22 protein-coding genes are annotated in these 26992 nt (G+C 59.1%); 11 read left to right on the forward strand and 11 right to left on the reverse strand.

All coding sequences use genetic code 11. The features are described 5' to 3' along the window. Nucleotides 1-123: 123 nt before the first annotated feature. Nucleotides 124-1317 (reverse strand): AMP-binding protein, encoded by a 1194-nt coding sequence (locus ABIQ96_RS21170; protein WP_348216635.1) that lies wholly within the window; start codon nucleotides 1315-1317, stop codon nucleotides 124-126. Between the two features lie 72 nt (nucleotides 1318-1389). Here ABIQ96_RS21170 and ABIQ96_RS21175 point away from each other — a divergent pair, with 72 nt between their 5' ends. Further along, nucleotides 1390-2640, forward strand: a complete 1251-nt coding sequence (locus tag ABIQ96_RS21175) for a beta-ketoacyl-[acyl-carrier-protein] synthase family protein (protein ID WP_348216636.1) — start codon at nucleotides 1390-1392, stop codon at nucleotides 2638-2640. Then, nucleotides 2637-3662: a beta-ketoacyl synthase N-terminal-like domain-containing protein gene (locus ABIQ96_RS21180; protein ID WP_348216637.1), complete on the forward strand. Its 1026-nt coding sequence runs from the start codon at nucleotides 2637-2639 to the stop codon at nucleotides 3660-3662. Before ABIQ96_RS21175 ends, ABIQ96_RS21180 begins: the two co-directional genes overlap by 4 nt. Before the next feature lie 230 nt (nucleotides 3663-3892). On the opposite strand, the gene ABIQ96_RS21185 is transcribed toward ABIQ96_RS21180, so the two are convergent. The 5 genes from ABIQ96_RS21185 to ABIQ96_RS21205 all read right to left on the reverse strand — a co-directional run bounded on the left by ABIQ96_RS21185 (nucleotide 3893) and on the right by ABIQ96_RS21205 (nucleotide 8890). Further along, nucleotides 3893-4369: a phage regulatory CII family protein gene (locus ABIQ96_RS21185; protein WP_348216638.1), complete on the reverse strand. Its 477-nt coding sequence runs from the start codon at nucleotides 4367-4369 to the stop codon at nucleotides 3893-3895. A gap of 71 nt (nucleotides 4370-4440) precedes the next feature. After that, nucleotides 4441-5079 (reverse strand): RDD family protein, encoded by a 639-nt coding sequence (locus ABIQ96_RS21190; protein ID WP_348216639.1) that lies wholly within the window; start codon nucleotides 5077-5079, stop codon nucleotides 4441-4443. A gap of 55 nt (nucleotides 5080-5134) precedes the next feature. Continuing rightward, nucleotides 5135-6721, reverse strand: a complete 1587-nt coding sequence (locus ABIQ96_RS21195) for an MFS transporter (RefSeq protein WP_348216640.1) — start codon at nucleotides 6719-6721, stop codon at nucleotides 5135-5137. Between the two features lie 323 nt (nucleotides 6722-7044). Next, a complete protein-coding gene (locus ABIQ96_RS21200; protein ID WP_348216641.1) occupies nucleotides 7045-8124 on the reverse strand; it encodes a nucleoid-associated protein in 1080 nt (359 codons plus the stop codon). Between the two features lie 70 nt (nucleotides 8125-8194). Next, nucleotides 8195-8890: a TetR family transcriptional regulator gene (locus ABIQ96_RS21205; protein WP_348216642.1), complete on the reverse strand. Its 696-nt coding sequence runs from the start codon at nucleotides 8888-8890 to the stop codon at nucleotides 8195-8197. A gap of 167 nt (nucleotides 8891-9057) precedes the next feature. Between ABIQ96_RS21205 and ABIQ96_RS21210 the strand changes: the two genes are divergently transcribed. After that, a complete protein-coding gene (locus tag ABIQ96_RS21210) occupies nucleotides 9058-9483 on the forward strand; it encodes a DUF5069 domain-containing protein (protein WP_348216643.1) in 426 nt (141 codons plus the stop codon). A 6-nt stretch (nucleotides 9484-9489) separates the two neighbouring features. On the opposite strand, the gene ABIQ96_RS21215 is transcribed toward ABIQ96_RS21210, so the two are convergent. Both ABIQ96_RS21215 and ABIQ96_RS21220 read right to left on the reverse strand, forming a co-directional pair. Next, complete coding sequence (locus tag ABIQ96_RS21215) at nucleotides 9490-10383, reverse strand: M56 family metallopeptidase (RefSeq protein ID WP_348216644.1); 894 nt, start codon at nucleotides 10381-10383, stop codon at nucleotides 9490-9492. Between the two features lie 41 nt (nucleotides 10384-10424). Further along, nucleotides 10425-10799, reverse strand: a complete 375-nt coding sequence (locus ABIQ96_RS21220; protein WP_348216645.1) for a BlaI/MecI/CopY family transcriptional regulator — start codon at nucleotides 10797-10799, stop codon at nucleotides 10425-10427. A gap of 103 nt (nucleotides 10800-10902) precedes the next feature. Between ABIQ96_RS21220 and ABIQ96_RS21225 the strand changes: the two genes are divergently transcribed. Next, a complete protein-coding gene (locus ABIQ96_RS21225) occupies nucleotides 10903-11880 on the forward strand; it encodes a hypothetical protein (RefSeq protein WP_348216646.1) in 978 nt (325 codons plus the stop codon). On the opposite strand, the gene ABIQ96_RS21230 is transcribed toward ABIQ96_RS21225, so the two are convergent. Together ABIQ96_RS21230 and ABIQ96_RS21235 are read right to left on the reverse strand one after the other, a co-directional pair. Then, entirely contained in the window at nucleotides 11766-12938 is a 1173-nt protein-coding gene (locus ABIQ96_RS21230; protein WP_348216647.1) for a sulfatase-like hydrolase/transferase, read from the reverse strand. The two genes, ABIQ96_RS21225 and ABIQ96_RS21230, sit on opposite strands and share 115 nt — an antisense overlap. Next, nucleotides 12935-14356: a M60 family metallopeptidase gene (locus ABIQ96_RS21235; protein ID WP_348216648.1), complete on the reverse strand. Its 1422-nt coding sequence runs from the start codon at nucleotides 14354-14356 to the stop codon at nucleotides 12935-12937. Before ABIQ96_RS21235 ends, ABIQ96_RS21230 begins: the two co-directional genes overlap by 4 nt. Nucleotides 14357-15027: 671 nt before the next feature. Here ABIQ96_RS21235 and ABIQ96_RS21240 point away from each other — a divergent pair. The 6 genes from ABIQ96_RS21240 (at nucleotide 15028) to ABIQ96_RS21265 (ending at nucleotide 25482) form a co-directional block, all read left to right on the forward strand. Further along, nucleotides 15028-19398: a LamG-like jellyroll fold domain-containing protein gene (locus ABIQ96_RS21240; protein ID WP_348216649.1), complete on the forward strand. Its 4371-nt coding sequence runs from the start codon at nucleotides 15028-15030 to the stop codon at nucleotides 19396-19398. 257 nt (nucleotides 19399-19655) lie between these two features. After that, complete coding sequence (locus ABIQ96_RS21245) at nucleotides 19656-21353, forward strand: MFS transporter (RefSeq protein ID WP_348216650.1); 1698 nt, start codon at nucleotides 19656-19658, stop codon at nucleotides 21351-21353. A 21-nt stretch (nucleotides 21354-21374) separates the two neighbouring features. Continuing rightward, nucleotides 21375-22754, forward strand: a complete 1380-nt coding sequence (locus tag ABIQ96_RS21250; RefSeq protein WP_348216651.1) for an ROK family protein — start codon at nucleotides 21375-21377, stop codon at nucleotides 22752-22754. 4 nt (nucleotides 22755-22758) lie between these two features. Further along, nucleotides 22759-23616 (forward strand): PIG-L family deacetylase, encoded by an 858-nt coding sequence (locus ABIQ96_RS21255; protein WP_348216652.1) that lies wholly within the window; start codon nucleotides 22759-22761, stop codon nucleotides 23614-23616. Continuing rightward, on the forward strand, nucleotides 23616-24386 hold the full coding sequence (gene nagB, locus ABIQ96_RS21260; RefSeq protein ID WP_348216653.1) for a glucosamine-6-phosphate deaminase: 771 nt from the start codon (nucleotides 23616-23618) through the stop codon (nucleotides 24384-24386). The genes ABIQ96_RS21255 and nagB overlap by 1 nt, the downstream gene beginning before the upstream one ends. A gap of 136 nt (nucleotides 24387-24522) precedes the next feature. Next, nucleotides 24523-25482, forward strand: coding sequence for a TIM barrel protein (locus tag ABIQ96_RS21265; RefSeq protein WP_348216654.1), 960 nt, complete (start codon nucleotides 24523-24525; stop codon nucleotides 25480-25482). A gap of 101 nt (nucleotides 25483-25583) precedes the next feature. Here the strand turns inward: ABIQ96_RS21265 and ABIQ96_RS21270 are convergent, their stop codons facing one another. Beyond that, on the reverse strand, nucleotides 25584-25766 hold the full coding sequence (locus ABIQ96_RS21270) for a hypothetical protein (RefSeq protein WP_348216655.1): 183 nt from the start codon (nucleotides 25764-25766) through the stop codon (nucleotides 25584-25586). 352 nt (nucleotides 25767-26118) lie between these two features. Between ABIQ96_RS21270 and ABIQ96_RS21275 the strand changes: the two genes are divergently transcribed. Then, nucleotides 26119-26862, forward strand: coding sequence for a hypothetical protein (locus ABIQ96_RS21275; RefSeq protein WP_348216656.1), 744 nt, complete (start codon nucleotides 26119-26121; stop codon nucleotides 26860-26862). Nucleotides 26863-26992 lie beyond the last annotated feature (130 nt).

Below are 26992 nucleotides of genomic sequence, written 5' to 3' on the forward strand. Positions count from 1 at the left end.
CAGGTGGGAGATGGATGGGTCAGACACCCACCCAATCAAAACATCTGTTTTAAAAGTACCAGTGCAAAACGCTCTGTTAGACAGCTGGTTGAATCCTTAAAGGCATTGCACTAAAGGGTTAAACTACGTGCGGAAGACCTTCCAATGCCGCGGGAGTTCCCAGGACTGGAGATTGGTCGAAGCTGCGGATTTCAGCGCGTCGAGCGTGACACCATCCAGCAGCTCAACCTCAGCGGCGATTTCCTCGAAGCGCTCGGGGTCGTTGCTGGAAATGCCGTGGACATGGATCGACCTAACAAGACCGGTGGCGGTGATGGCCGCTTCGACCTTCGCCGGACTGACCTTGCGGCCGGCGACATTGATTGCTCCGCCGAGCGTGCCGGTGAGATGGATTTTCCCTCCTCCATTGATGAAACCAAGATCGCGCGTGAGATAGCCGCCATTTCCTAACATATCCTCCGGACGCGGCGCATCATAACCCATGGCGACACTGTCACTGCGAACCATGATCCGGCCTTCCGCAGTGAGGCTGACATCGACACCGGGCAACGATGTGCCCACGTCATCGGCGGTTTCGCGGAGGCGATCCGAGGTATCGAAGGAGATGCCGCCGCATTCGCTCGCTCCGTAGAAGTTGCGGATTTTCAGGCCCGATGCCGCGAGCACATCGGCCTCAAGCGCGAGGGCCAGCGGAGCTCCCGCGGAAATGGCGAGAGCGATGGGCGCGTCCTTGAGAATTCCCGAGCGATGCCACGCCCGCCACATCGAGGGCACGGCGGGGACGACGAGCGATGGATGGCATTTGAAAATCTCTTCGATGGCCCGCGGAAACGGAACGGCTGCCAGATGAACCGGCACGCCATGCAAAATCAACGGCAGGACGACATTGGAAAATCCATAGGAATGCGCCAGCGAGATGACGGCGAGATTCGGTGTGCCGACGCTGAGTCCCATTGCGGAGACAATGCGGTCGCCATCGGCGGTGACTTGGATGGCGTTGAGAAAAATCCCGCGCGGGATGCCGCTGGCACCGGGTGTGTATTTCACCAAGCATGTCCCCGGCGGCGGAGAGCCATGGAGAGCGGGCTCCGCGGCATCGCGCTCAACCGGAATGACCGCTTGCCCGTCCCGCCAAGCCCGTAGGATTTCCACGAAAAATCCGATGCCTCCCGTGCGGGCGATGACCGGTGATGTAGCCAGCGGAGTCCGCTTCACGGCAGCCGCAAGGTCCGCAAACGTCACGATCTCGTCCCCGTCGAAGATCGCGGGACGGTCGGAAAAGCGGCGGGAGGTTTCTAACCAGCGGAGATACGGCATTTGACAAGGTGCGTGTGCGTGCCTAGCTACCTCCGACCCTGTCTGACGAGCCTTAACTGCTCCCGATTTCTCGTGGCTTATTTTTCCGATGCTCCCCCGCCCTCACGTCCACGCCCGGTGGTGGTGACGGGAACGGGCATCATCTCGCCGATGGGCCTCGGTTGGACGGAAAATCTGGCGGGCTTCCGCGCGGGGCGGACGGCTTTCTCGCCGGTGACGCTGTTCGATGTTTCGCGCCAACGGGTCGGCACGGCGGGACAGGTGGATTTGCCGGCTGACGCACCGGATCTTGGGATTTCCCGCAAGACCTGGTCGCGGATGGACCGTGGATCACGCCTCGCCTGGTGGGCGGCGCGTGAGGCGATGGCCGAAGCAGGACTATCAGGTGGTGAAATGCCAATGATGATCGGCACCTCCGCGGCCGCCATGCCGATCGGCGAGGATTACTACAAACAGGCCGTTTCCACGACCTGCGGCCGCTCGCTCCAACTCCGGCGGGTGGAAATGTATCAGGCGCAGCGGCAAATGACCGACATGGCCCGCGAACTCGGAGTCACAGGGCCGATGCGGATTATTTCGAACGCCTGCGCCTCGGGAGCCAACGCCATCGGCCATGCGTTCCACCTCGTCCGCTCGGGCCGGGCGGAGCGGGTGCTGGCGGGTGGCTACGATGCGCTGTGCCAATTGGTTTTTTGTGGATTCGATGCGCTGCAAGCGCTCAGCCCCTCCGGCATTCCCCGCCCTTTCGATGCGGCGCGGGACGGGCTGGCCTTGGGCGAGGGCGCGGGATTCGTCGTCGTGGAATCCGCTGCCTCGGCCAAAGCTCGTGGTGCTCGGGTGATCGCGGAAATCCTCGGTTACGGCGCGGCGACGGACATCCACCACCTGACCCAGCCAAATCCGTTAGGCGATACCGCGCTGGCGACGATGCAAGCCGCGTGCGCCATGGCCGGCATTTCTCCGGAACAAATCGACTATCTCAATTCCCACGGCACCGGCACTCCGCTCAACGACATCGCGGAGGGAAACGCGATCCAGCGCTGGTCGGGCGATGCTGTCGGAAAAATCAAGGTGAGTTCGACCAAATCCGCGATCGGTCATTTGTTAGGCGGCGCGGGCGCGGTGGAATCGGTGATCAGCCTGATGACGCTGGAGGCACAATTCCTGCCCGCCAGTCTGGGCGTCCGAGAGGCCGATGCTGTTTGCACGTTCGATCTCGTTAGAGCCCACCGCGAGGCGGTGGTGCGGCGGGTTTTGACGAACTCGTTTGGATTCGGCGGAGCGAACGCGAGTTTGATTTTCGGCAAGGAGGGGATCTCGTGAGTATTGCGATCACCGGGACTGGTGCCGTGTCGCCCGCCGGCTGGGGAGTTGCCGCGTTGCTGGACGCAGTGAGTTCCAGCAAACCGATTTCCCCTTCCGTGTTGGAACGCCAGTCCGGTGAAACGACGGTCCGGACACCAGTCCTGCGAGTTCCGGAAGCGGGAGCAACTACACCGAAGTTTGCCCGGCTGCGGCGGACCAGTCCGATTTCGAAATTCGCCGCCGCCGCCATGGCCGAGGCGCTGGGAGAGGTGCGGCTTGCGGAAATCGCGGCTGGGACACTGCGCGTAGGCGTGATTTTCACCGTCACCAACGGCTGCGTGAATTACTCGAACCGCTTCTTCGGCGAAGCGCTGGCGGATCCGGCGATGGCGAGTCCGATCCTGTTTCCGGAAACCGTCTTCAACGCGCCTTCGAGCCATCTTTCCGCGATGATCGGGAGCGAATCACCCAACGACACGCTGATCGGCGACAGCACGGGATTTTTCAGCGGAATCGATCTGGCAGTCGAGTGGATCGAGCGTGGAGACGTGGACGGCTGCGTGGTGATATCCGCGGAAGAGATCGACTGGTTGAGCGCGGAAGGTCTGTGTCTTTATTCGCGCGGTTACATGCCGTCGGAAGGAGCCGCCGCGATCTATCTGGAATCGGCGGAAGCTCCGGTGAAATTGTTGCGGCTTCCCGATCCTGTTTCCCTCAGTGCTAACAGCCGCTTGCAAGCCGCGCAAAAAATCCGCTCGCAGCTCGCTGCCAGTGATGACGGAAATATGCTGCTGATCGACGGCCGCACCGGGGTGAAACGCCATGATCTGCCGGAAAGCATCGCATGGGCGGACTGGAGCGGCCCGCGCTGGTCGCCCCGCGCGGTGTTAGGCGAAGGGATGGGAGTTTCCTCCGCGCTTCAGGTCGTTGCTGCGGTCGAGGCGTTGAAAGCCGGACTATGCCAGATGGCTGTCGTCAGCGCGGTTGGCGCGAACCAACAGGCTGCGGGTCTGGTTCTCGGCAAGGAGTCCAAACTTTAGAGGCTGTCGGGAAACTAAAATGCGTTTTAAAAACAATTTGTGACCGGCTTTAAATAACAGTTAGCGGCGTCCGGATTAGTGTCTGGCAGCTACTTTTGAAGGAGGAATCAATAATTGAAGAACCTGCACCCACTATTTTTTGTGAGTGAGGGTTCGTAATTCTCAAAAGTATTTCCGAAATTCAGTTTCCCGACAGCCTCTGAAGCTTGAACTCCTTCGGAAAGTAAAATCTAACGAACGTTCGGCGGGAGCTTCGGCATGTTCTTGTAATCTCCTTTTTCACAGGCGCGGACGAAGCCTTCCGCATAACTTTTCAACTTGTCCCAGACCTGGCGGATTTTCACTGCTTCCTGTTCGCAAACGGAGTGGTCGTCGGCGGCATCGGAGATTTCGTTGAGGAGATCCGAGAACTGACCGATGATTTCCTGAGTCGCAGGCAGGATGTGTTCCGTCTGGTGGCCGGAGACGTCGGGGTCCTTGACGAAGTGCCCGCCTTGCTGGCGGCAAAGCCAATCGACGATGCCATTGTCGCCACTCAGCTCGATGATCTGAAGCAGGCGGTCCAAGGGATTTTTACTCCCGGAACCGAAGTCGCTTGGCTTCTCGGCCCACTTGTAAACGAGGGAAAGCGAAACACCGAGTTCGGAGGCCACGGCCTTCGGGGTGGTCTTGCGCAATGCTCGTTTCAATACTTCGTGACTCTCCATGGCGGGAAGCTGACAAGATCCGGAGCGGTTGGAAAGCCTGCAAATCGCCCGATGCGCTAACCTCGGAGTCGCTACTCATCGGACTCCGAGACCGCCGGCTTCTCCTCGACGATCACCTTGGTCTTCGCCCATTCGTCCCCCAGACGCAGGCCGCGTTCGGGTTTTTCCTCGCGGGTCAGCAGAATCCACAGCTCAAGCAGCTGTAAGGGCGGGATGAGCAAAATACCGTTGCGGATCAGCGACACCTCCCAATTTCCGGTCAGAGGCTTGCCATCCAATGTCACGGCCCGGAGGTTCATCGCCTTTTTCCCGACGCTTTGTCCGCCGAGGAATGGCAACGAATCGCGGGTGACGATATAGGCCAAGGCCACCAACCAGGAGAGTTTGTGGGCGAAATCAGGCAGTATGGAATTCAGCCCGATGATCACGCCAATACCAACCACTGCATCAATGGCCATCGCGGTGACGCGGGTGTTGAACGGTGCCAATCCACCCGCCTGAATTTCCTCCTCGTCCGGCTCGTCACCAGTCCGGATCTTCACCTTGACCCCGATGTCCCTGACGGGAGGTGGCGGCGGACTCGTTTTGGGAATGCGGTCCAATGGAGATTCCGGAACCGCTTTGGCTTTCGGCATGTCCGGCGGCGGGACGTTTTGCATGGCGAGCCTTGCGGCTTTCGCGTCGAGGATTTCTTCCGGTTTTTGATCCATGATGGGTAACTCTTCGATACCACGCTTCCGCCAAAGGTCGAGGCGGATCGTCCGCTCAGACCCGCTTTTCCCGCAAGTTCGTCATCAGCAGATGACGCACGACCGGCGGCTCAGGCAACCGGTGAAACGCCTGCACCGCCAGTTCCACCCGCTGATCTTCCACGGTCGCGCGGTCGTGTTGCCGCAAATGCTCGGCCCAGGAACCGACTAGAAACGTTTCTCGATAGAGCGTCGCATCATTGAGATCAACAAAGACCGAACAGCGGAAGGCTCCGTCGCGCAACCGGGTTTCACGGAGGTGAAACATGGCCGCTCGAAACGCGACCGCTTCGGCGGGATCGATGTGATACTCGATGGTGATCAGGATCGGTCCGTCGTCCGGCGCCGGCTCGTTGGCGAGCGCGTGGCCGTGCCAGTGGTTCGACGGGCTGAGGTCAAGGTTTTCCACGTGGCTGATCGGCAGCAAGCGGCTCAGGATCGCGCTGAAAACCAATCCAACTGCGGCCACGGTCAGTGCGACGGGTGCGTTGAAATGACTGGTGACCTGCCCCCATACGATGGCCCCCAGCGCCGAGGAACCCTGCATCACCACCAGATAGATCGCAGAGCTGCGGGCGCGGACCCAGTTAGGAAATACACTTTGCGAAGCGACGCTGAAGGTGTTGAGACCTGCCAACCAAGCTCCACCTGCGACGAGGAGAACCATTCCCAATGGAATCCGTCCCGGCACAATGGCCACCAGCGCCGTCGCCGCCGCGGACACAAGGCTTGCGCCCAAAAGCACTTGATCGAATGAGAACCGCGCTCTCAGCTTGGGCAAAACCAACAGAGCCGTGCAAATCGCACCCACTCCATAACAGCCCATCATAATTCCGAAATCCGATGCGTTCCAATTTCGCGAATGCACGATGATTGGTAGCAACACCACCGGAGCCACCGCCGCGAAAATATGCACTCCGCCACGCGCCAACACCGATCGCATCGCCGAGGCATGCCGGACATAACGGATTGCCGCAGCCATCGCGCCGAGCATTTGCTCCCGTTGCGCGCTGCGCGGCGTGGCAACATAAGTCCCGGTGCTCATCACGATGATGACGGCGACGAACGACAGGGCGTTGATTGCGAAAACCGGGGCGGGTCCCAGCGAGGCTAACAACAAGCCGCCGGCGATCGGTCCCAGCGAGCGGGCAATGTTATAGCCGACACCGCTCAGGGCGATGGCGGGGCCGAGTTGTTGTCTGCCAACGACTTCCGGGATCAATGCCTGCCACGCCGGAGTGGTGAATGCCGCAGCCACGCCAAGTTGAAAGGTCGCGAGCAAAAGCAATGACTGGTTCAACATTCCGAGCCACACCAGCACCGCCATGCCGAGCGCCGTCAGCAGTGCTCCGGTCTGCGCGAACAGGATCAGTCTGCGCCGGTTGACCAGATCCGCCATGGCGCCGGCAGGCAGGGCGAAGAGAAACAGCGGCAGGCTCGACATCGCCTGCATCAGTGAAACCATCGTCGCCGAGCCGGTTAGCGTGGTCATCGTCCACACCGCCGCCGTGTCGTTCATGGTCGTCCCGATGTTTGAAACGATGCTGCCAAGCCATAAGGCCCGGAACAACGGGTTTCGAAGCGGTGACGGACCGTCGGACATCACGAAGACTTTGGAAGCTGACCGCGCTCCTGTCCAGCACGGCACGATTTGGGAATCCTTGTAATGGTTTCCACCACGTCCCCTGCAAAAATTTCGCGATCTCCGCGCCATCCCCCCGAATTGGGGATAAAATTCGTTAGTCTATCCATTGACAGGACGGTTCACCTCGTCATGATTGCCATCGCACTTTAACAGATTGCAGGTGCAAAAACAGAGGTGCTTCCCGGGTGGGAAGCACCTTATTTTTTGTGAATAACCTGCGAATAAATCTGATAGCGTGAATAATCTGCCAGAAACCGCTTACCGTTAGCGAGAACCGGAGATCAATCCGCAAGATCCTCGTTGAAGAAGATCTTGATGAACTTCATCTTGCGGGATTCGTCGAAGCCGTGTTCGAGAATCTGTTCGGGCTTGGCGGCGAGTGCGGGCTTGAGGCGGATTTCCACGCCGGTATCGAGTTTCATCGAGGTGCGGATTTTCTTTTTCGCCTTGGAGACGTCCTTCTTGGAAATTTCGAAGGAGTCTTCGAGTTTGTGACCCTGCTCCTGCTCGATCATGCTGCGGTGCTCGGCAAATTTTGCCTTGGCTTCCGGGGTTTTGAGGACTTCCTCCTCGAATTCCTGAAGACTGAAACTCTCCTTCTCCTCGAAGTAGGTGATCGCATCGCGTGCTGCATTGGACGTGTCCCACGGTGGGGTGTCGTCATCGGCAGCGGGCTTGTCCTTCTTCTCCTTTTCCATGAACGCCACGGCCATGCTCGCGTATTTGTTCGTCAGAAACGGGCTGTCGGTGATGGGGACGACTCCGAGGAAATCGCGGACCCAGAAACGCGAATCGGAGCCGGTGCGGTCAAAGGTCAGGACGTAGTAACCCTTGGTGGAAAGGTGGTTGAGGATGAGGCAGCCTTTGTCGATCTTCTCCGGATTGATCCCCTGCTCGGTGTGGAGTTCGAGGTCACCATCGCGGGTGGAAATACTGAGGAACGGGACGACGCTCTCGGACTTGAGGATGCAGAGGCCTTGGGTGAGCTGGCCGTCGATGTCGATGTCCTTGATGAGCGAGATGCAGAGATCGCCGGACTTGATGTTGGGATGGTTCGACTTGGCGTAAAGGCGCTTGGCGATTTCGCAGCCTTTTTCCAACAGCCCGTCATCGGCCGCGAAGATCGCAGCGGCGTAGGCGTTCATCTCGTGCTGGTCGAGCGACGCGTGATGGCTGAAGCGGTGGGCGGTTAGATTTTTGAACGGCTTGAGGAAAATGGCGGCGAGGGTTTCCTGGTCATCATCACCGACTTTGAAAACTTCCTTCGACGTCTGCAGCGGCTCGTCGCGTTGCGGGTGGCCGACTTTGGCAAGAACAAGCCCGGTGGCGGTGGCGGAGGTGAAACGAATCTTGGCGGACATGGGGCCAGGAACCTAGGCGGGCCGCGCGGTTTGAACACTCCGAAATCGGAAAAACTCCAAATCCCGATCCTCAGAAATCAAACGTCGCCTGCGGGCCTTTTTTCACGGGTTCTTCGGTCATCGTGCCCTCGCGCAGACCGACAGCGGCGAAGCGAATGAAGCGGCCCAAAGTGGCCTCCATCGTGGGCGCTCCGGAAACACCAGCGCTGAGTCGCTGAAGAATGTCCTGATGGGTCAGCATGTGAATCATCCCGCCGATGACGAAATGGATTCGCCAGGCCAAATCTTCGGGTGGCACGGTAGGGAGCGCCTTTGCAAACGCTCGTGTGAAACGATCGGATATCTGCCGTAACTGGTCTTCGATCTGCGGCGGAAGACCATTTCCCTGCTCGGCGAAAATGCGGCCTGTCAGCTTGTAAAACAATCGTTCGGATAACTCGGATTTTCTCACCTGGCCCACTAACGGACGCACCAGCGCGTCAATGATTTCCTCCAGAGGCACTGGCTTTCCGGACCATTTCCGCTCGGCCGAATCCAACCGGGCGATGCGCTCTTCGGTGACAGGAATCATGTAGCGCATCATCACAAGAGCCAGTAATCCATCGCGGCTGCCGAAGTGGTAATTGACTGCCGCCACGTTGGTTTTTGCGAGTTGGGTGACGTCCCGAACGGAAACAGCTTCGAAGCCTTTTTCGGCAAACAACTGTTCGGCGGCATCCAGCAATTTCCGCTTCGATCCGGACTCGGGAATGGTCATTTCGCGCATAGGTGGAAGCGAATCAAGCGGACGAAACAATAATGTCAAACGAACGATTCAATCATTTCAAGCTTTTTGAAAATCCCCACGAAGAATCGAGGTTGCCAGCCCGACTGATCGATTGTTAGCTTGGCCGCCGACCTTCAGCGAACTTAACCATTCCACCATTTTTCACCATGAGCTTTCCCATCCGCAGCCCGCGCCAGCTTACCGGCGGCATCGTCGTCTTCGCCCGCGTCCTGGATAAAATCCGATTGAACGCGGAGGGAAAACTTCCGGAGGGCTATCACGTCGGAATTGTTCCCGGCAACCGGACTTTCGACGACCGGTTGTGCAAATTTCTCAGTGTGGATTTCGATGCGTTCAGCACCCGAACACTGGAAGGTGGCAGCGACGAGGAAATCCTCGAATGGTGCTTCGCGCTCGGCAGCAAGCCCACTGCGGAACAGATCGAAGTCTGGAACGCATTCCTAACGAAGCGCGGTTGGCGCGATCCGGCGACCACGGGATTTGAAAAAGCGAAAGCCGAAGCCGGCTTGAGCGGCCGCGATGACATTCAGACGTTTTTCGACGTAATGGACGCTGAGGAAGGTCACGCCTGAGGCGGGCTATCTCTCACCGGGAAACGGGTCGGCCGACCATCGCTGTTCCACTTCGGCGGCGGATACCGGTTCATCTCCGCCCAACGCCGGACCAAACGTGGCCAGCGTTCCCGCGAATGCCAGAGTCAGGGCGATGAGAACGACGAGCGCCGCATTTCCAGCCTTTTCCCGTGGCTTCATCAGCCGCCGCACGCGGGATTCCAACGACGAGGCCACCGCCATGGCCAACGCCGGACCCACCGGAGCACTTTCTTCGGCAAACTCGCACAGCAAGCGGGCGTAGTCGGCGGGCAAGGCTCCGTTTTTGAGCACCATCGCATCGCACGCATACTCGCACTGCATCGTCAGCCGGCGGGAAATCCAAAGTACCAGCGGGTTGTAAGCATGAACCGCGCAGGCGATTTCAGCAATCCAGCGCCATAACGGATCCCGCCTGCGATGATGGGCCAGCTCATGCTCGAGCACCATTTGCCGCGCCTCATCCGACCAATTTTCCCAATCCACAGGCACGAAGATTCCCGGCCGGATCACTCCGGCAGCGACCGGGCTTTTCAATCCGTCCAACTGCCGGATTTCCACTCCACCAATTTCCGCGACCTTTGTAGATTGTTTCCGCCAGATAGAAATCCCCCTCGCGGCGAGCCCGAGACGGATGGTCGCCACAACAAATCCCATCATCCAAAACCCTAGAATCACATTCAGCCAAGGAAACGCCGAACTCGCCTGCTCCATCGCAGGAACAGGCAGGACCGCCGCCTTGGGAAGAAAAACCGAGAAGGGAAAAACCACCAGCAAGATCAAGGCCAGCACCGTAAGCCGGGGATCACGGGCATGATCGCCACGACCTGCTAGAAACACCAGCAGCGCGGCGATTGCGGAAAACAGGAGGATGGCGATCATCGGAAGTTTTTCAAAGGTTGGAATACCGGGAGTTCAGCCGCTCATTTTTCATCGATCAGCTTGCGGATGCGGTCGATCTCCTCGCTGGTCAGTTTCTGATCCTGAGGATCCAACAAGGAAGCCACGAGCTTCTCAGGACTGCCATCGAAAAACGTCGCGATGAGCTGCTTCAATGCGGAGCGCTTGGCCTTTTTCTCCGGCACGGTCGGCTGATAGACGTAGCGCCTCGAGTCCTTCCCGTGCTTGACCAGCCCCTTCCCTTCCAAGGTCACCAACAAGGCACGCACCGCGGAATAGCCGGGGGGATCGGGAAGTTCGTTCATCACCTCCTCGGCCGTCGCCTTGCCCAGGCGGAACAGGATATCCATCACCTGCCGCTCGCGCCGCGAAATCTGGCCGTCTTCCAATCGCTTCATGGACGCAGTTTCCAGGATGCTGGAAAAACTGCAACACAAATGCTGTTTTTCATGCATTTAATCCATTGACACCCGCTCCGGTAAATGCTGTTTTTCCAGCACTATGAAACGCGATCTCCTCCGCCTGCTCGCAGGCATCCTTGCCGCCACGGGACTTTTTTCCTGCGCTACCCAGAACAACGTCCCTCCCGCAGCCAGTCAATTCACCAAAGGCGCTGACAACGGACTCCGTTCGGGCGATCAAGCCATCGATCGCAACAGCATCGACGCCATCCTGAACAACCCAGAGCGGGCGGCACCCCATGCCGAGGAGAGTCGCCCCGGACTCGCCACCGGTTGGGGCCATGAAAAAGCCTCTCCCATCTCCGGCCAATCCTTTGTCCGCGCTTCATCGAAACCTGCCGGAACCGACGTAATCTATTACAACGACAGCAAGGGCATCAAGGCCATGGCCGCCAGCGTGAGGCGTGTGGAAGGCATGCAAACCGCCGCCGGTGGGCTGGTGGAGTGGGGAGTCAAGGGACAACTCGGATTCTTTGAAACCTACAAGGAAACCCACAAAAACGGCTACCCAGAAGGCTACAACCAATTTCTGAAGGGGACATCCTACGGACGCCGTCTCGTCGCGGGAGAATCGAACGGCACCTACACCATCGCCATTCACAACCGTTCGAAAAACACGCTGGAGATCGTCGCCAGCGTCGATGGACTCGACGTCTTCGACGGCAAGACCGCCTCATTTTCCAAACGCGGCTACCTCGTAAACCCCGGCACCACCTTGGAAATCGACGGTTTCCGCACCAGCAATGACAGCGTCGCGGCTTTCAAATTTTCTAGCGTGGCGAATTCCTACGCCAATCTCCGCCATGGCGACACCCGCAACGTCGGCGTGATCGGGATCGCCGTGTTTACCCAAAAGGGCGTAAATCCATGGACTTGGATGCCGGAGGAAGTCCGCCAGCGCGATCAAGCGCTCGTTCCAGGACGCACGCGCCCCGGCCAATTGACGATGAACGGCACCCGCGTGCCTCCTTCAAACAGGGAATATTTGCCGCCGCGCAATGGACCCGCCGGTTTGTGATCGCTGAGTTTCTCGTTCGAGTCATCCTTGTAGCCATCGTCGAGGACCGGTCCGTTGTCGCTGGTGAGGATCACCAGCGTATCCTTGGTTAGATCCAGTTCGCCGAGCTTCGCCATGATTTTTCCGACACAGTCGTCGAACTCCAGGATCGCGTCTCCGCGAGGACCCAGCCCCGACTTGCCGACGAACCGTTGGTTAGGAACATGGGGCACGTGAATGCCGTGCGTCGCGAAATAAAGAAAGAAAGGCTTCTTCCCGGCACCCTCGATGAACTCCAGTGCATGCCTGGTAAATTCATCCGCCATGTCCTCGTCCTTCCACAAGGCGGCCTTCCCACCCCGCATGAAACCGACGCGACCGATCCCATCATGGACCGCGTTGTTATGGCCCGCGCTCCAATCCATTTTCAATGTCGCCCGGTCCTTGATACCCGTCGCTTCGTTAGGGAATGGCTGCTGGTAGCTAACGGCAATCGGGTCGTCCGCAACCAGTCCGGCGATCCGGTGATCATCGATATAAACGCACGGCACCCGGTCGCCGGTGGCGGCCATGATGAAAGACCGGTCAAACCCGACTTCCAGCGGCCCGGGCTTGATCTCTCCATTCCAGTCGATCTTGCCACCTGCTCCCAAGCCGAGATGCCATTTGCCGACGATTCCCGTCTGGTAGCCGGCATCCCTGAGCATCGAAGGCAGCGTTGCCCGCCCGGGAGCGATGATGAGATCCGCTTCACCCGGAAGGACGCCCGTGCCTTTTTTGCGGAAGGCATATTCCCCCGTCATCAGCGAGTAGCGCGATGGAGTGCAGGTCGCCGAAGTGGCATAGGCATCCGTGAAACGAATGCCGGATGCTGCCAGGCCGTCCACGTGGGGAGTTTTGAGCGCGATGGCTCCGTAGCAGCTTACATCGCCAAAACCGAGATCATCGGCATAGATGACAATTATGTTAGGTTTCCGTTGCGGAGGTTCCTGTGCCGCCAGACCGGAGATAGAGGTAGCGCAGGCGAGGGCAAAAACAATCCGGTGTTTGAGATGCATGTTCGTGGTGAAGCGATTCAAGGGGTTTGATAGCGCTTGGGATAATCGGTTTCCGGCATCCAAACGGGCGGTCCTTGCGCCTTCTTCAGGGCGGCCTCTGAAACCGGGATGCGCCAGCTCACGAAAAACGGTCCCAGATCTTTACCGGTGGCCTTCGAGAAATGGATCAACCATTCATCAAGCCTTTCGGGATTGGTCTTCGGGCGGTCTTTCTCCGGCATGTCCCTATACACTAGAAAAACCTTCTTGAACGTGTCCCACCCGAATCCCTCGACTAACTGATCATAGAAATTAAGCGCGAGGAACGGGTTGCTGGTCCACGCGAGTTCCGGGTTTGAGTAGAATTCCCGCAGTTGCTTTTCCCGGCTCGCATCGTTCATCGCACCGTGTCCCCGGCGTGGCAGGCCGCAGACTTTTTCGAAGCAATACATCGAGAAGATGTTGCAGGTCACTTCCCCGGTGCCTTCCGGAGTCCACATCTTGTTCTGATGGTTGTGGCCGAGTTCATGGAAAAATCCCCAGCTCCCTTTTTTCAACTCATCCATGTTCGCCACCTTGGGCGCTTGATCCAGCCACGCCATGATCGGATAGCCGGAATGCATGTAGCCCGCCGAAATCTGGCGATCCAGGACGAAGCGCTCGGGACTGGTCCGGTTGGCCGTGGTGCCCGCCAGATCATCTTCCGCCGCGACCACCTTGTCCCAGAAAGCGATCACCGCCGCAGGATCATCCAGCTTGCGGATGTTTTCCGATGGCAGGGAAATCACGAGGTTCTTGCCCGCCAGTTCCGCCCAAGGTCCCGGAAAATCACGGATCTCTTTTTTCCACGCCACCGGGTCGGTCTTTCCCGCCACGAACAAGGGAGCGGGTATCGCGTCGCGAACGGTCACCTTGATTTCACCGAGTTTGCAATCGGGCGGCACGACGATGTAGATCAAACCTCCGAATGCGTTTGCCACCGGGGTGCTTTTTTCCGTCACCGGGAAGAGGCGGCTGATTTCCGGCACGCGGGTCCAGGATTTGATTTTCTCCGACCACAGCTTGTCCTGATGGCAGCCGATCCTAACACCCAATTTCGCGTTCGCGGCGTCCGGCGGAACTTCCACCGTGACGATGGTGCCGGGAGCGGCATAGAGACCGGTGCTGTGCCAGCGCGGAATCTTCGTATCCATAGGAACTTCCCGGGTGATCTTTTTGGAGTCCGCAGCCGGCACGCCGGGAAAGTCCGTCGCAGCAGGATGCGCGGTGACTTTCTCCGGAGGGAGCGCCATGAGATCGAGGATGGTCTTCTTGTAGTCCGTGAATGCCTGCTCGTTCCCCTCCCGCTTCCAAGCGGGCTTCTTCAACGGGTATTCTCCCGGCAAGGGTTCTGCGGTGGCGGTGGCAAAAAGAGTGGTCGCCAGCAGTGCGGCTGCTAGGGATGTGGATATTGGACTCATAAATCAGTTCGCCTTTTGAATTGATGGGGATTGGTGACATGCACAGCGGCAAGTGTCGTCATTACGGAACACCCGTCTTTCATTTTTTCATTGTTAGAAACTAAATATCTCGTGCTAATTTAGGACCAGCCGGAGATTTTAACCTAGGAAAGGCGAACACAAGCATTTTGCGCGAGCTGATAGAGGGCGATGGGCGATGGGCGATGGGCGATGGGCGATGGGCGATGGGCGATGGGCGGTCGACGGCCCGGAAAACCGGCAAAGGAACCATCCGCCCGGGTGAAAGCGGACGGCTTGAACGGATTGGCCGCTGAATGGCCATGAATGCTTACCGCCGAAGGGGTGAAACCGATCACCGTGGAAAACGAAAACACCCTCTCAGTGTTGTCATAAGCAACCTCGGATGACATCGCCACGGTTTTCTCTCTTGATCTCAAATGAAGTCCATGTGAAGAGCTTCAGGTGAGCGCGCGTTCCCGGTGGCAATTCCGGCAACTTCCAAAGGACGCGCTTTTTTGAAAAAATGGTTTGGTATCTGCATCCGGCGGTTTCCCGTTTCCCTTTCTGAACAGCACCAAACCCCTTTGCAACACGCTTGGAGCCATTCCCTTATTTCCATGAAACCCACCTTGTCGCCCGCCTCTTTAGCAACTTTCGCTTTTTTTATTTTTATGGCTATTATCACGAGCCAATTAACGGTTTCAGCTCAGGAACCGCCTGCAACCTTCACCCGCGCGATCACGACCGGGACGCAATCGGTGTCCGTCGATTTCGCATATCATCCCATCCGCAGTTCGAATTTCGGAGTTCTCGTCCAACAGGCTGACGGCAGCTACACCACTTACACCGCCGGTGTGGCCCGCACGTATCTGGGGACCGTCACGGGCTACCCCGGTGCCATCGCCATGGGATTGCTGCGGGCGAACGGAACCTTGCTGGCCAAGGTCGCCTTCGAAGATGGCAAGACCTGGTACACCACCGGCGGAAACGCAACGGCCGGCGGCTCCTCGTTCACACCGGTGTGGCCCACCTCGGTGGTTGGCAACGGCGGCGCGGGCTCAACCGTGTTCGCGGCGGAAGTCGGGATCGACCTAACAAATGACTACTATGTCAACTGCGGCGGCACCGTGGATGCCATGGTCGAGAAATGCGAATTCTCGGTGATGTCCGCGGACATGGTGTATCTCCGTGATGCGGCGATTCTCCACCGCATCGGCAAGATCATCGTCCGGGCGGATGCCGCGCAGGATCCATACGCGACCGACGGCGCGGACACCAACCTCCTGCTGCCACGTGTCAGGACCGTATGGAACACCGGCACCCCGATGGGCAGCACCCATGACTTGGGACTGGTCGTCCATTCCGGCGCGAACGGGGGCCTCGCCTACGTGGGCACAGTCGGGACATCGAGCAAGTATTCAGCAAACGACTCCGATCTGGATGGGGATTTCTCGGTGGTCTGGCGGCACGAGGCGGGTCACAACTGGAGTTCCAATCACTATGAAGGCGGTGGAAATCCGGAAGGCTCGACGATCATGTCGAACAACTCGCTCTCGCGTTTTTCCAGCTCCGAGTTGCTGAAGATCATCACCCACCGGGCGACGCGAACCGTCCTCGACAATTTAGGCAGCTATTCCTTCCCACTACCCCCACGCGCCAACCAGGACACGGGCTCTTTCCTCCGGAATTCCTCCACCACCCTTGACGTGCTCGCCAATGACTCCGACTCAAATGGACAGGCGCTCGCGTTGCAATCCTTCGACAGCACGGCCAGCCTCGGCGGCAGCCTCACCCGCTCCGTCGGCACCGGCCCGGGCGGGCGCGATCAGATCACATACACTCCCCCGCCGACGCTGGCATCGGGGACGGATTGGTTCAAATACCGGGTGCAGGATTCGGCCGGGATGCAGGCCGTCGGCTACGCGATGTTGCGGCCGCGCTCCGAGGTATTGCTCCCCACGGATCGATGGACGCTCGACGATGCTTCCGGCACCACCGCCCTGAACTCCATCCGCACGACCCAGAACGGCGTCCATCAGAACGGCACGCTGGTCAACGAGGCCGGCGCCAATTCCGTGACGGCAAAGGGTGCTTACTATGACGGCACGAATGACCAGACTTCCATCACCGCACCGGGATACGCGACTAACACACTCACCTTCACGGTGTGGCTGAAAAGGAATGGCAACCAGATCGCTTACGCGCCGCTCGTTTTCAGCCGGGCGGGATCCACGATAGCAGGACTTCACTTCGGCACCTCCAACGAGCTCCGCTATACTTGGGATGACGGCGGCTATACATGGAACTCCGGACTCGTGCCTCCCGACAACACCTGGTGTCTCGCCGCAATGGCTGTTTCCCCCACGGGAACCACCCTGCTTCTCCGCACCCCGTCCGGGCTGCAATCCGCCACGAATTCCGCGACCCTGGCCGCCGAGGCCTTCAATGGGGTCATGTATCTGGGATATGATTCTTCCACTTCCACACGCCACTACAAGGGATGGATGGATGACGTCCGCGTTTACAACGCGACCCTGACGGCGGCGGAAATCGAATCCCTTTACCAGCAAGCCGCCAATCCACCATCGGTTAGCCTGACAAGTCCCCTGCAGGGCGCGACGATCTCCCCGCTCGCCGTCCCGCTTGCCGCTTCCGTCACCACCTTCGCCGGACTCGTTGATCAGATCGAGTTCGTGGAAAATTCCACGGTCCTGGCAACCGACGAAGATCGTCCCTATCAGGTCACACTGTTTTCTATCAGCTCGGGAGGCCATACCTTGGCCGCACGCGCGTCATTCGGAGATTGGGGCTATCAGGTGAGTTCACCGCCGGTGACATTCACCGCGGCACCTCCCCCGCTCCCCACCGTCACCGTGACCGCATCTCTCCCCGCTTCGAAACGCGGTCCGGTGCCGGGCAGCTTCACCATCAGCCGCAGTCATCCCATCGGTTCCATCACGGTACCGTTTTCGATCGGCGGAACCGGCGTTGCCGGCACGGACTATCAGGCGCTCTCCACCACCAGCGTGACGTTTCCGGACGGCAGCCTTTCCCAGACGGTGACGGTCTCCCCGATCGCAGCCGCGCCCGATGGACTGGCGGAAACGGTGATCTTGGGAGTTTCATCCGGCAGCGGATTCACAACCGGCAGCCCCGGCAGCGCCACGCTGACCATCAACGATCACATCACCTCGATCGCGGACGGAGAATGGGATGTGGCCGCAACCTGGAACAGCGCGGCCGCAGCTCCTGTTAGCGGAACCCAGAACACCGGCGAAACCTACGCGGTCGCCCATATCGTCACCTCCAACAACACCGACTCCAACAGCCAGGCCCTGGTCGCGGGTGGCATCCGCATCAAAAGCGGGGGCATTCTCGACCTCGCCCGCCTTCACGCCGCCACGACCCAGAACGTCTCCTACAATCTCCCCGCGACCGTGGTGGAGGATGGTGGCACCATCCGTTTCCGGGCCTCTGTCGGCACCTCCGCCCACACCGCCGCCGCGGCCTTGAATTTCTCCGGGAATACCACGCTGCTTATCAATGGCGGCAGTTATGGCAACAGTGCCACCCTCAGCGGAGCCATTTCCGGCAGTGGCAACATCAATGTCTTCTCGGACACCAATGCGGGCTCCGGGTTGAACTTCCATCAGATTTCCATCACGAGCGGCAACAATCCCTTCAGCGGAAATTGGACCATCAAGCACACGAACGGCGGAGACGAGATCGCGGCCCTCCGCGCCGCCGCCACCAAGGCGCTCGGAACCGGCACGGTCACCGTGCAGGACGCGGCCAGCCTGATCAATGACCACGCCACGGGCCTCAATTCCTTGAGTGGGGTGGTTCTGGACGGAACGGACGCCACGCTCACGCTGAACCAACCGTGGACCAATTCCGCGGCGACGCTGTCGCTCTCCGGGATCAGTCCGCTCGTTCAGTTAGGTAATGCAACGACCCAGATTGGATCCCTATCCGGCTCATCCGGTGTGATCCAGGGGACTGGCTCCTCATCCATCCTGCGGGTCAACCAGACAACCGAAGGATTTTACTCAGGCCGCCTCGGCACGAATCTAACTTTCGCGAAAGCCGGCAGCGCTCCATTGACCTTGGCCGGCAATCTGGATCCCTCACTCGCGCTCCGCCTGGAAGCAGGCAGTCTGATCAGCGGGCTTTACTCCTCCAGCATCACGAGCCTGGTGCAGACCGGCGGGAATCTGGTGCTGCCCTTGTATTCCCAAGCGGTAAAGCCCCTCACTCTTGCCGGCGCCTATCAATATTCCGGCGGGACCATCACGCTGGACCTTTCCAGTGGCAGTCCGGTGATCGGTTCTCCCTACACGCTGCTAGAGTATGGCAGCTTGTCGGGTGCTCCCCAGATCGTTGTTCCAGCGGGACTGAACGCGGTCATCGACTACGGCACCGGCAGCAACTCTCGGATCACCGTCACGCTGCAAAACACGGTGCAACTGGTCGTGACCGCATCTCCCGTCAATGGAGGAACCGTCACCGGAGGAGGGATGATCCCGGTAGGATCATTGGCCTCCATCACTGCGACACCGGCGGACGGCTGGAGATTCTTGAACTGGACCGGCACCGGCATCACGGCCACCGCCCAGGCCAACACCACCGTGCTGGCGGACACGGCGAAAACCGTGGTCGCGGTTTTCGAGGAAATTGATCTCTATCAGGAATGGATCGATCTCACGGACCTCACCGGAAACGATGCCCTGCCCGGCTCGGACCCTGATGGCGACGGATTCACCAATTACATCGAGTATCTTTTCGATTTCCAACCGGACGACGCCAACTCCGGACTGAGGATGTCCATCTCGGTGAATACCGCCGGCACGCCGTCGCTCCTGATCAACAAGGTGATCCCGGAGGGCAGTTTCCACCTCGAATGGTCAACGGATTTGCAAAGCCCGTGGCCCAACTCGATGCCGATTCCAGTGTCAGCCACCGCCACGAATTTCCCGGTGACTCCGCCGGTGCAAGCCGGAAAGTGCTTTTACCGCCTCCGCTACGTTGCTCCCGCTCCATGAGAGCCACCTGCGGAGCATCCGTGGTATTCGGGCTGGGCCACGGGACACAGCCTCTCCCCTTTCCTCGCTCTCCGCCCGTTAGTCGGAATCCGTCTCCCGGAACGCCAGAATTTCCCAATTAGCACGAGATAATTTTCATTGACGCCTTATCTGCAAGGAGTCAAATTCGCGGCGCGGATGCGGATGGAACGACTGCTCCGATCCCGCCCGTCGGAAGGGGCTTGCGCGAACCACAGACTCAGCTAACAAATCTCCGCATGAATCAAAAGACACAATCCGGATACAACCGCTTGCTCTTGCTCGTCGCCGGTCTCGGCGGACTGCTCTACGGCATCGACATCGGCATCATCGATCCCGCCCTGGGCTACCTCGGCAAGACCATCTCGATGACGGAGGAAAACAAGTCGGTCATCGTCGCCGCGGTTCTCGGCGGCTCGATGTTCGCCTCGGTGATCGCCGGATTCTTCGCGGATCTGTTAGGTCGAAAGCTGATGATGATCATCAGCGCGGTGATGTTCGTGGCCAGCGTGGCGATCATCTTCACTTCCCAGACCTACGTGCCGCTGCTGCTCGGCCGCATTCTCCAAGGCATGAGCGGCGGTGTCATCGCCGTGGTGGTTCCTCTCTACCTCGCGGAATGCCTAACGGCCGAAAGCCGTGGCAAGGGTACTTCCATTTTCCAGTTCATGCTCACCTTCGGCATCGTGGTGGCGGCGTTTGTGGGCGACCATTACACGAAGAACGCCGAGGCAGCCATCCAAGCCGCCGCAGGGAATGAGACCGCCATCGTGGCCGCCGCAAACCATGCCTGGCGCGGCATGTTCCTATCGGTGATCTACCCAGGCCTGCTATTCCTGTTAGGAAGTTTCTTCATCTCGGAATCACCCCGCTGGCTCTACCGAAAGGGCAGGAAGGACCAGGCCCGAACCGCCCTTGCCCGCTCGCGCACGGGAACAGAAGTCGCCACGGAGATCGCGGAAATGGAAACCGCCCTCATCCACGAACATGCCAAGCCAAAGGTCACCCTGATCGAATCCTTCGTGGAAATTTTCACCCGCAGGAAATACATCATCCCCTTCATCCTCGCCTGCGTGATTCTCGGTTGCAACCAGGCCACCGGCATCAACTCGGTGCTCGGCTTCATGACGACGATTCTCCAGCAAGCCGGTCTCAGCGCGGAGGCCGCCTCACAGAGCGGCCTCTGGATCAAGATCCTCAACTGCGTGATGACCGTCGTCGCCGTTATGCTGGTGGACCGCAAGGGCCGGAAATTCCTGCTGAAGCTCGGCACCGGCGGCATCATCGTCTCGCTCCTCGCCGGCTCCGCCGCATTCTACTCCTTCGAGTCGAAGCGGGTGGACGTGGCACCGCAAGTCACTGCACTCGTCAGCGAAAACACGCTGAAGCTCGATGTGGCAACCGCCAGCCTCGGCAGCCAGGTCACTGCGGATCAAGCGGTGCAAATCTCCATCCTTTACGCCTATGGCGAAAAACAGGGCATCGCCGTCGGCCTCAGTAACGATCCCAAGACACGGGAAATCTCCATCGCCCCGGCAGATGGTTCCACGGAATCGCTGCGGATCATCCGTGCCAGCCGCGGCCCGGTGCCGACGCAAACCACCGGCATCATCATCGCCATCTGCCTCGCGTTTTTCATCACCTTCTTCTCGATCGGGCCCGGCGTCTGCGTGTGGCTAGCTCTATCGGAATTGATGCCGACGCGGATCCGCTCCGTCGGCATGGGTTTCGCCCTTTTGGTGAACCAAGGCGTCTCGACCTCGATCGCCGCCTTTTTCCTGCCGATCGTCGGCAACCATGGTTACTTCGCCATGTTCGCCTTCTGGGCGGGCTGCACGGTCGTCTATTTCATCACCGCCGCTTTCTTCCTACCGGAAACGAAAGGCAAGACCCTTGAGGAAATCGAGGAGTACTTCGAAGGCAAGAAATCCATCTAACTTCAGCCCTCCCGTCCATCGATGTCACGAAAATCCTCACTCGCCATCCCCGCCCCGCTGGATCCGGGATTTCTCCCGGCCGTCGTTTTCAACCGTGCCTACGTCGCCCGCGCCACCGCCTCCGGCAGCGCCGTGCCACTCATTCTCGGCCTTGAGCGCGAGGGCGGATTGCTTTCCCGTTTTGAGACCGTCGTCATGCCACAGGCCGATGACGAAACCGTGCTTTATGTTGACCGCCTCGTGAAATTCCTGCTGTGGGCACGTGGCGGCTGGAAGCTTCATCTCAGCGGACCGCCCGCCATCGGCGAGTATGTCCGCAAGACCTATTCCACGCGTGGTGCCCGCAAGTTCGACTGCAAGATGATGGAACTGGCCTATGGCCGGAAATTCGAAGTGGTGCTCACTAACAAAATCCCTCGCGCCCGCGACATGGAGGTTCCGGCGGGTGGTCACATGAAGGGCTGCCGCATCGGCTTCGACCTCGGTGCCAGCGACTACAAGGTTTCCGCCGTCGTCGATGGTGAAGCCATTTTCACCGAGGAAACTCCGTGGAATCCGAAGATCCAGGCCGATCCGCAATACCACTATCACCACATTTCCGCCGCGCTCCACCGGGCCGCAGCCCACATGCCGCGTGTCGATGCCATCGGCGGCAGCTCCGCCGGCATCATTGTGGACAATGAGATCCGCGTGGCTTCCTTGCTGCGCGCCATTCCAGCGAAGAGCTTCGCCACCGCGGCCGGTGTCTTCAAGCGCGTGCAAAAAGAATGGAACGTGCCGCTCGTCGCGATGAACGATGGCGATGTCACCGCTCTAGCAGGCGCGCTGTCCCTCGGCAAGACCGGCATGCTCGGGTTGGCGATGGGCTCCAGCGAGGCGGCGGGCTTTATGGATCAAAAAGGCCGCATCCTCGGCTGGCTCAATGAACTCGCCTTCGCACCCGTGGATTACAACCCGAAAGCCGCGTCCTGCGAATGGTCGGGCGACTCCGGGGTCGGTGCCCTTTATTTCTCCCAGCAAGCCGTCAACAAGCTGCTGCCCGCCGCGAAAATCAAGCTACCCGCGAAAATGGATCTGCCGGAGCGCCTTGTCGAGGTGCAGAAACTGATGGCAGCAGGCGATGAACGCGCCGCGAAAATCTATCAAACCATCGGTGTTTACCTCGGCTACACCTTGCCGCACTATTTGGATTTCTATGATTACTCCAGCGTGCTCGTGCTCGGTCGCGTGACAACCGGAGCGGGCGGCGACATCGTAATTTCCAAGGCATTGGATGTCCTCAAAACGGAATTCCCGGAACTCGCGGGCAAGATCAACATCCACGTGCCGGACGAGAAAAGCCGCCGCGTCGGACAGGCCGTCGCCGCCGCCAGCCTTCCATCCACCCGCACCCGCAAGTGACGCTATGAAATTCCACCAGCCCCGCGCAGGCATCTTTGTTCCGGACGGCACTCCGCTGCCAGACGCCTTGGCTCGCGTCACCCACCTCGGCATCGGCGCCCATCAGGACGATCTCGAGTTCATGGCTTTCCACGGCATCCTCGAATGCTATCAGAAATCGGACGCATGGTTCGGCGGCGTCACCTGCACGAATGGCGCGGGCAGCTCCCGCACCGGCCCCTATGCATCGTTCACCGACGAACGCATGATGGAAATCCGCCGCCAGGAACAGGACAAGGCGGCAACCGTGGGCGACTTCGGCGCGATGATCCAGCTCGACTATCCCAGCAGCGCCGTGAAAAGCGCGACGGACGACAGCCTCAAGCTCGACCTGCTGCAAATTCTATCAGCCACCCGTCCGCAGGTCGTTTACACGCACAATCCCGCGGACAAGCACGACACCCACATCGGCGTCACCATCGCCGCCTTGCAGGCCATGCGCTTGATGCCCCTGGCGGACCGCCCCACCCGAGTGATCGGCTGCGAGGTCTGGCGCAATCTCGATTGGCTGCCGGATGCCGATAAGGTGCTGATGGACGTCAGCGGTCGTGACAATCTCGCTGCCGCCCTCAACGGCATCTTCGATTCACAGATCGCCGGCGGCAAACGCTACGATCTCGCCACGCTCGGACGCCGCGCCGCCAATGCCACCTTCTTTGACTCCCATTCCACCGACGCCGCCACCCAGCTTGTCTTCGGCATGGACCTAACACCGATCGTCACCGACGACTCGCTGGACATCGCTGGCTACGTCGGCGGCCTCATTGCCGCCTTCCAGACGGATGTGCTTCAAAAACTAACTACCCGCCTGGGCGATTCCTGATGGAGATTATCATCCAGCCCACTCCCGAGGAAGCGACCGGTGTCGCGGCGCGGATCATTGCCAGGCTGCTTGCGGAAAAGCCGGACGCCGTGCTGGGCCTGGCCACCGGCAGCACACCCGTCCTGTTATACCGCGAGCTCATCGCCATGGACCTCGACTGGAGCCACGTCACCACGTTCAACCTGGACGAATACATCGGCATCCCGCGGGAACATCCCCAGTCCTATCACAGCTTCATGACGGACAATCTCTTCCGTCACATCAACATATCTCCGTCCCACATTCATATCCCGGACGGCAATGCCACGGATATCCCCGCATCCTGCGCGGATTATGAAAAACGCATCGCCGCGGCCGGCGGCATTGACCTCCAGATCCTCGGTATCGGCACCGATGGCCATATCGGTTTCAACGAACCCACTTCCTCGCTCGCGTCCCGCACCCGCATCAAGACGCTGACCCGCCAGACGCGGATCGACAACGCCCGCTTTTTCGGCAGCGAGGAGGACGTGCCCCATCACGTGGTAACCATGGGGATCGGCACCATCATGGAAGCCCGCCAGAATCTCCTCCTTGCCTTCGGCCCGGGAAAAGCACGCGCCATTGCGGAAGCCGTCGAGGGCCCTGTCACCTCGCTTAATCCGGCATCGGTGCTGCAAATGCATCCCACGGTGAAAGTGTGCCTTGATGAACCGGCAGCCAGTCAATTGAGCCGCGCGGACTACTACCGCTGGGTCTATGAGAGCAAGCCCGGCTGGCAAACTTTCTGAGGCACATTGAATCGGTCGTCCTCTCAACCTTCGCTCCGGACAAACCCTCCGCGCGTGCGACTGGAGTGAGAGTGCAAGATCTGACCCTCCCCGGAAGTAGCTATCTGCTTCCGCTCCGCCACTCCATAACCTAGCCATGATCATGCCTTCCCACACCCGTCGTGAATTCACAAAACTTGCTTTGACCGCTCTGCCCGGCGCGGGCTTGTTATCCTCTATCAGCCGGCTCAGCGCCGCGGAAGCTCCGGCCAGGCCCAACTCAAAGGTCGCCGGCGTGCAGCTCGGAATCAATGTGCCCTACAGCTTTGCCAACGCGACCATGAGTGGCGATGACATCCTCAAGAACTGCGTTCAGCTTGGCATGAGCGCCGTGGAATTACGCACCCAGCCCGTGGAAGCATTTCTCGGCCTGCCGGCGGATCTAACAAAATCCAAAAAAGGCGAAGACAAGAGTGCCGCGACGGCGAGGGCCGGGAAACTCAGCGAGTGGCGCAAGGGCGTTTCCATGGATCGTGTGAAGGAATTCCGCAGCAAGTTTGAAAGCGCGGGCGTGTTGATCGAGATCGTCAAGGTCGACGGTCTTTTCAAAATGACCGACGACGAGTTGGACTACTCGTTTGCCCTTGCAAAGGCGCTCGGCGGCCGGGCCATTTCCTCGGAAATCTCCCACGCCGAGACAGAACTCAAACGCGTCGGGCAGTTCGCCGACAAACACCAGCTCATGGTCGGCTATCACGGCCACGCCACGACGAAACCGGAAGATTGGGAGGCCGCCTTTGCCCTCTCGAAATACAACGGTGCGAATGTGGATCTCGGGCATTTCGTCGCCGGCAACAACACCTCCCCAATCCCCTTCATCAAGCAGTATCACGAGCGCATCACTCATGTGCATTTGAAGGATCGCAAATTGAATAACGGACCTAACACGCCCTTTGGCGAAGGTGACACGCCGATCGCGGAAGTGCTGCGCCTGATCCGCGATAACAAGTGGAACATCCAGGCGACAATCGAGTTTGAATACAAGATCCCCGCCGGCTCGGATCTCATGACCGAACTCGCCCGCTCCGTTAAGTTTTGCCGTGACGCGCTCGCCTGACTTCGATCCGCCGCCATCGAAGGCTGGAGGGGACGTCAATTGGATTTACCTCGGGCCCACCCGTCTCGTAGGCATCGATGATGATGTTATTGGGGGGCGAGTCAGTCCGCCATGGCATAAGATTCCAGAAAACCGCAACCGCCGCAGCGAAACGTCTGGATCTTGTACTGCTCCCTGCCGCTGATCTTTGTGCCGACCCAGAAGGACGGCTCCGGTTTTCCAGCTACCCATCGTGAAACAAGTTGGGAGCCGTGAGTCACGTCGAGGATGAACCCTTCAGCCATGGTTACGCCACACTTCGGACAGGAGACGGGTGAATTCATTCGCAATAAATATCGAGTCGAAAGGTTGTAGTCAGTTGGAATGTTCGGTGGTGTTTCTAAACGCCTGCCCGCACCACTACAACCTGCCGCATCTCCTCCACCATCGCTCACTTCACCGTAGAATCTCCCTCAAAAATTATAAAAGACAAAACCAATTATTCTAACCTAAAAACTGCTTTCGATCTAACTCCATTCTCCAACACGCAGCCATATGAAGTTCCCACTCCCCTTCCCGTCATGCAACTGCTTGGTGCAAACCGCACACAACCTTTGCGACAGGCAAACGCAAAGTCTTCTCCAAACCATCATTGACATGCGACCTCCCCTGATTCCCATTTTACTCCTCGCGTTGACCCTTCCGGCGTTCTGCGACACCCGACCTTGGAAAAGTGCCGACGGAAACCGAACCGTCCAAGGTGAATTCATCAAGTGGGACGCAACAACAGTCACCATCCGCACAGATGGTGAGAAAGAGTTCACCATCGACCTTTCAAAACTCCATCCGGACGAACGGAAGTGGCTCGAAACCTATCATTCCCTAGCAGCACCCGCGGCGGATCCCGCCTCCTTCTTTGAGAACCTGACTTTCCGCGACACGCGGCAGACCGCGCTGGCGAAACTCAAGGCAAGCAAGACCGTGGAAATGACTAGCGACGAAACGTTCATTGGTCGCTCTGGCTTGAACGGAGTTTTCCGCACCCGTCAGAAGATCGGAACTCTCACCGGGTCTCTCTATTTCGATTGGACGGAATCCGGGAACCTCAAGGAACTGAGCCTCCAAACCGAGCCCAGACCGGCGACCTCTTACAAAACCGAAGTGGAGCCGTGTTGGGAGCGACTCATTGATCTTTTGGGTGCGCTATACGGAAAGCCGGAAATCAAAGGGCCGCTGCCGAGCATGGCATCTGAAGCCGACGGTTCATTCGTGCCGTCGCATTTCTGGAAACTTCCGACTGGTGGCTCCGCACTGTTGGGGACCGCACGCGATGGTCAGAACTATCAGGTCGTGGTTCGATTCACCCAGAAGAACGCGGAAATCGTCGGAATCTCCAAGTGATTTCCCAAATGGGATTCCTCACCAAAAGTAGGCGTCGCTGTCTGGGTTCAATGCGGAGATCAAGATAGGAGAGGAGCCGGCGGAGGATTTCAACGGGATCCATTCCCTTGGCCAGGATCACCACCCCGTT

The organism is Luteolibacter sp., from assembly GCF_039920825.1.
Lineage (GTDB): Bacteria > Verrucomicrobiota > Verrucomicrobiia > Verrucomicrobiales > Akkermansiaceae > Luteolibacter.

Bases quoted from the DNA above. Each gene is read 5' to 3' on its own strand.
- ABIQ96_RS21220 (WP_348216645.1), bottom strand. From the start codon at position 10,799: ATGAAGCGATTGGAAGACGGCCAGATTTCGCGGCGCGAGCGGCAGGTG.
- ABIQ96_RS21210 (WP_348216643.1), top strand. From the start codon at position 9,058: ATGAGCTTTCCCATCCGCAGCCCGCGCCAGCTTACCGGCGGCATCGTC.
- ABIQ96_RS21240 (WP_348216649.1), top strand. From the start codon at position 15,028: ATGGCTATTATCACGAGCCAATTAACGGTTTCAGCTCAGGAACCGCCT.
- ABIQ96_RS21205 (WP_348216642.1), bottom strand. From the start codon at position 8,890: ATGCGCGAAATGACCATTCCCGAGTCCGGATCGAAGCGGAAATTGCTG.
- ABIQ96_RS21235 (WP_348216648.1), bottom strand. From the start codon at position 14,356: ATGAGTCCAATATCCACATCCCTAGCAGCCGCACTGCTGGCGACCACT.
- ABIQ96_RS21185 (WP_348216638.1), bottom strand. From the start codon at position 4,369: ATGGAGAGTCACGAAGTATTGAAACGAGCATTGCGCAAGACCACCCCG.
- ABIQ96_RS21225 (WP_348216646.1), top strand. From the start codon at position 10,903: ATGAAACGCGATCTCCTCCGCCTGCTCGCAGGCATCCTTGCCGCCACG.
- ABIQ96_RS21250 (WP_348216651.1), top strand. From the start codon at position 21,375: ATGTCACGAAAATCCTCACTCGCCATCCCCGCCCCGCTGGATCCGGGA.
- ABIQ96_RS21170 (WP_348216635.1), bottom strand. From the start codon at position 1,317: ATGCCGTATCTCCGCTGGTTAGAAACCTCCCGCCGCTTTTCCGACCGT.
- ABIQ96_RS21275 (WP_348216656.1), top strand. From the start codon at position 26,119: ATGCGACCTCCCCTGATTCCCATTTTACTCCTCGCGTTGACCCTTCCG.
- ABIQ96_RS21190 (WP_348216639.1), bottom strand. From the start codon at position 5,079: ATGGATCAAAAACCGGAAGAAATCCTCGACGCGAAAGCCGCAAGGCTC.
- ABIQ96_RS21245 (WP_348216650.1), top strand. From the start codon at position 19,656: ATGAATCAAAAGACACAATCCGGATACAACCGCTTGCTCTTGCTCGTC.
- nagB (WP_348216653.1), top strand. From the start codon at position 23,616: ATGGAGATTATCATCCAGCCCACTCCCGAGGAAGCGACCGGTGTCGCG.
- ABIQ96_RS21200 (WP_348216641.1), bottom strand. From the start codon at position 8,124: ATGTCCGCCAAGATTCGTTTCACCTCCGCCACCGCCACCGGGCTTGTT.
- ABIQ96_RS21270 (WP_348216655.1), bottom strand. From the start codon at position 25,766: ATGGCTGAAGGGTTCATCCTCGACGTGACTCACGGCTCCCAACTTGTT.
- ABIQ96_RS21255 (WP_348216652.1), top strand. From the start codon at position 22,759: ATGAAATTCCACCAGCCCCGCGCAGGCATCTTTGTTCCGGACGGCACT.
- ABIQ96_RS21195 (WP_348216640.1), bottom strand. From the start codon at position 6,721: ATGTCCGACGGTCCGTCACCGCTTCGAAACCCGTTGTTCCGGGCCTTA.
- ABIQ96_RS21215 (WP_348216644.1), bottom strand. From the start codon at position 10,383: ATGATCGCCATCCTCCTGTTTTCCGCAATCGCCGCGCTGCTGGTGTTT.
- ABIQ96_RS21265 (WP_348216654.1), top strand. From the start codon at position 24,523: ATGATCATGCCTTCCCACACCCGTCGTGAATTCACAAAACTTGCTTTG.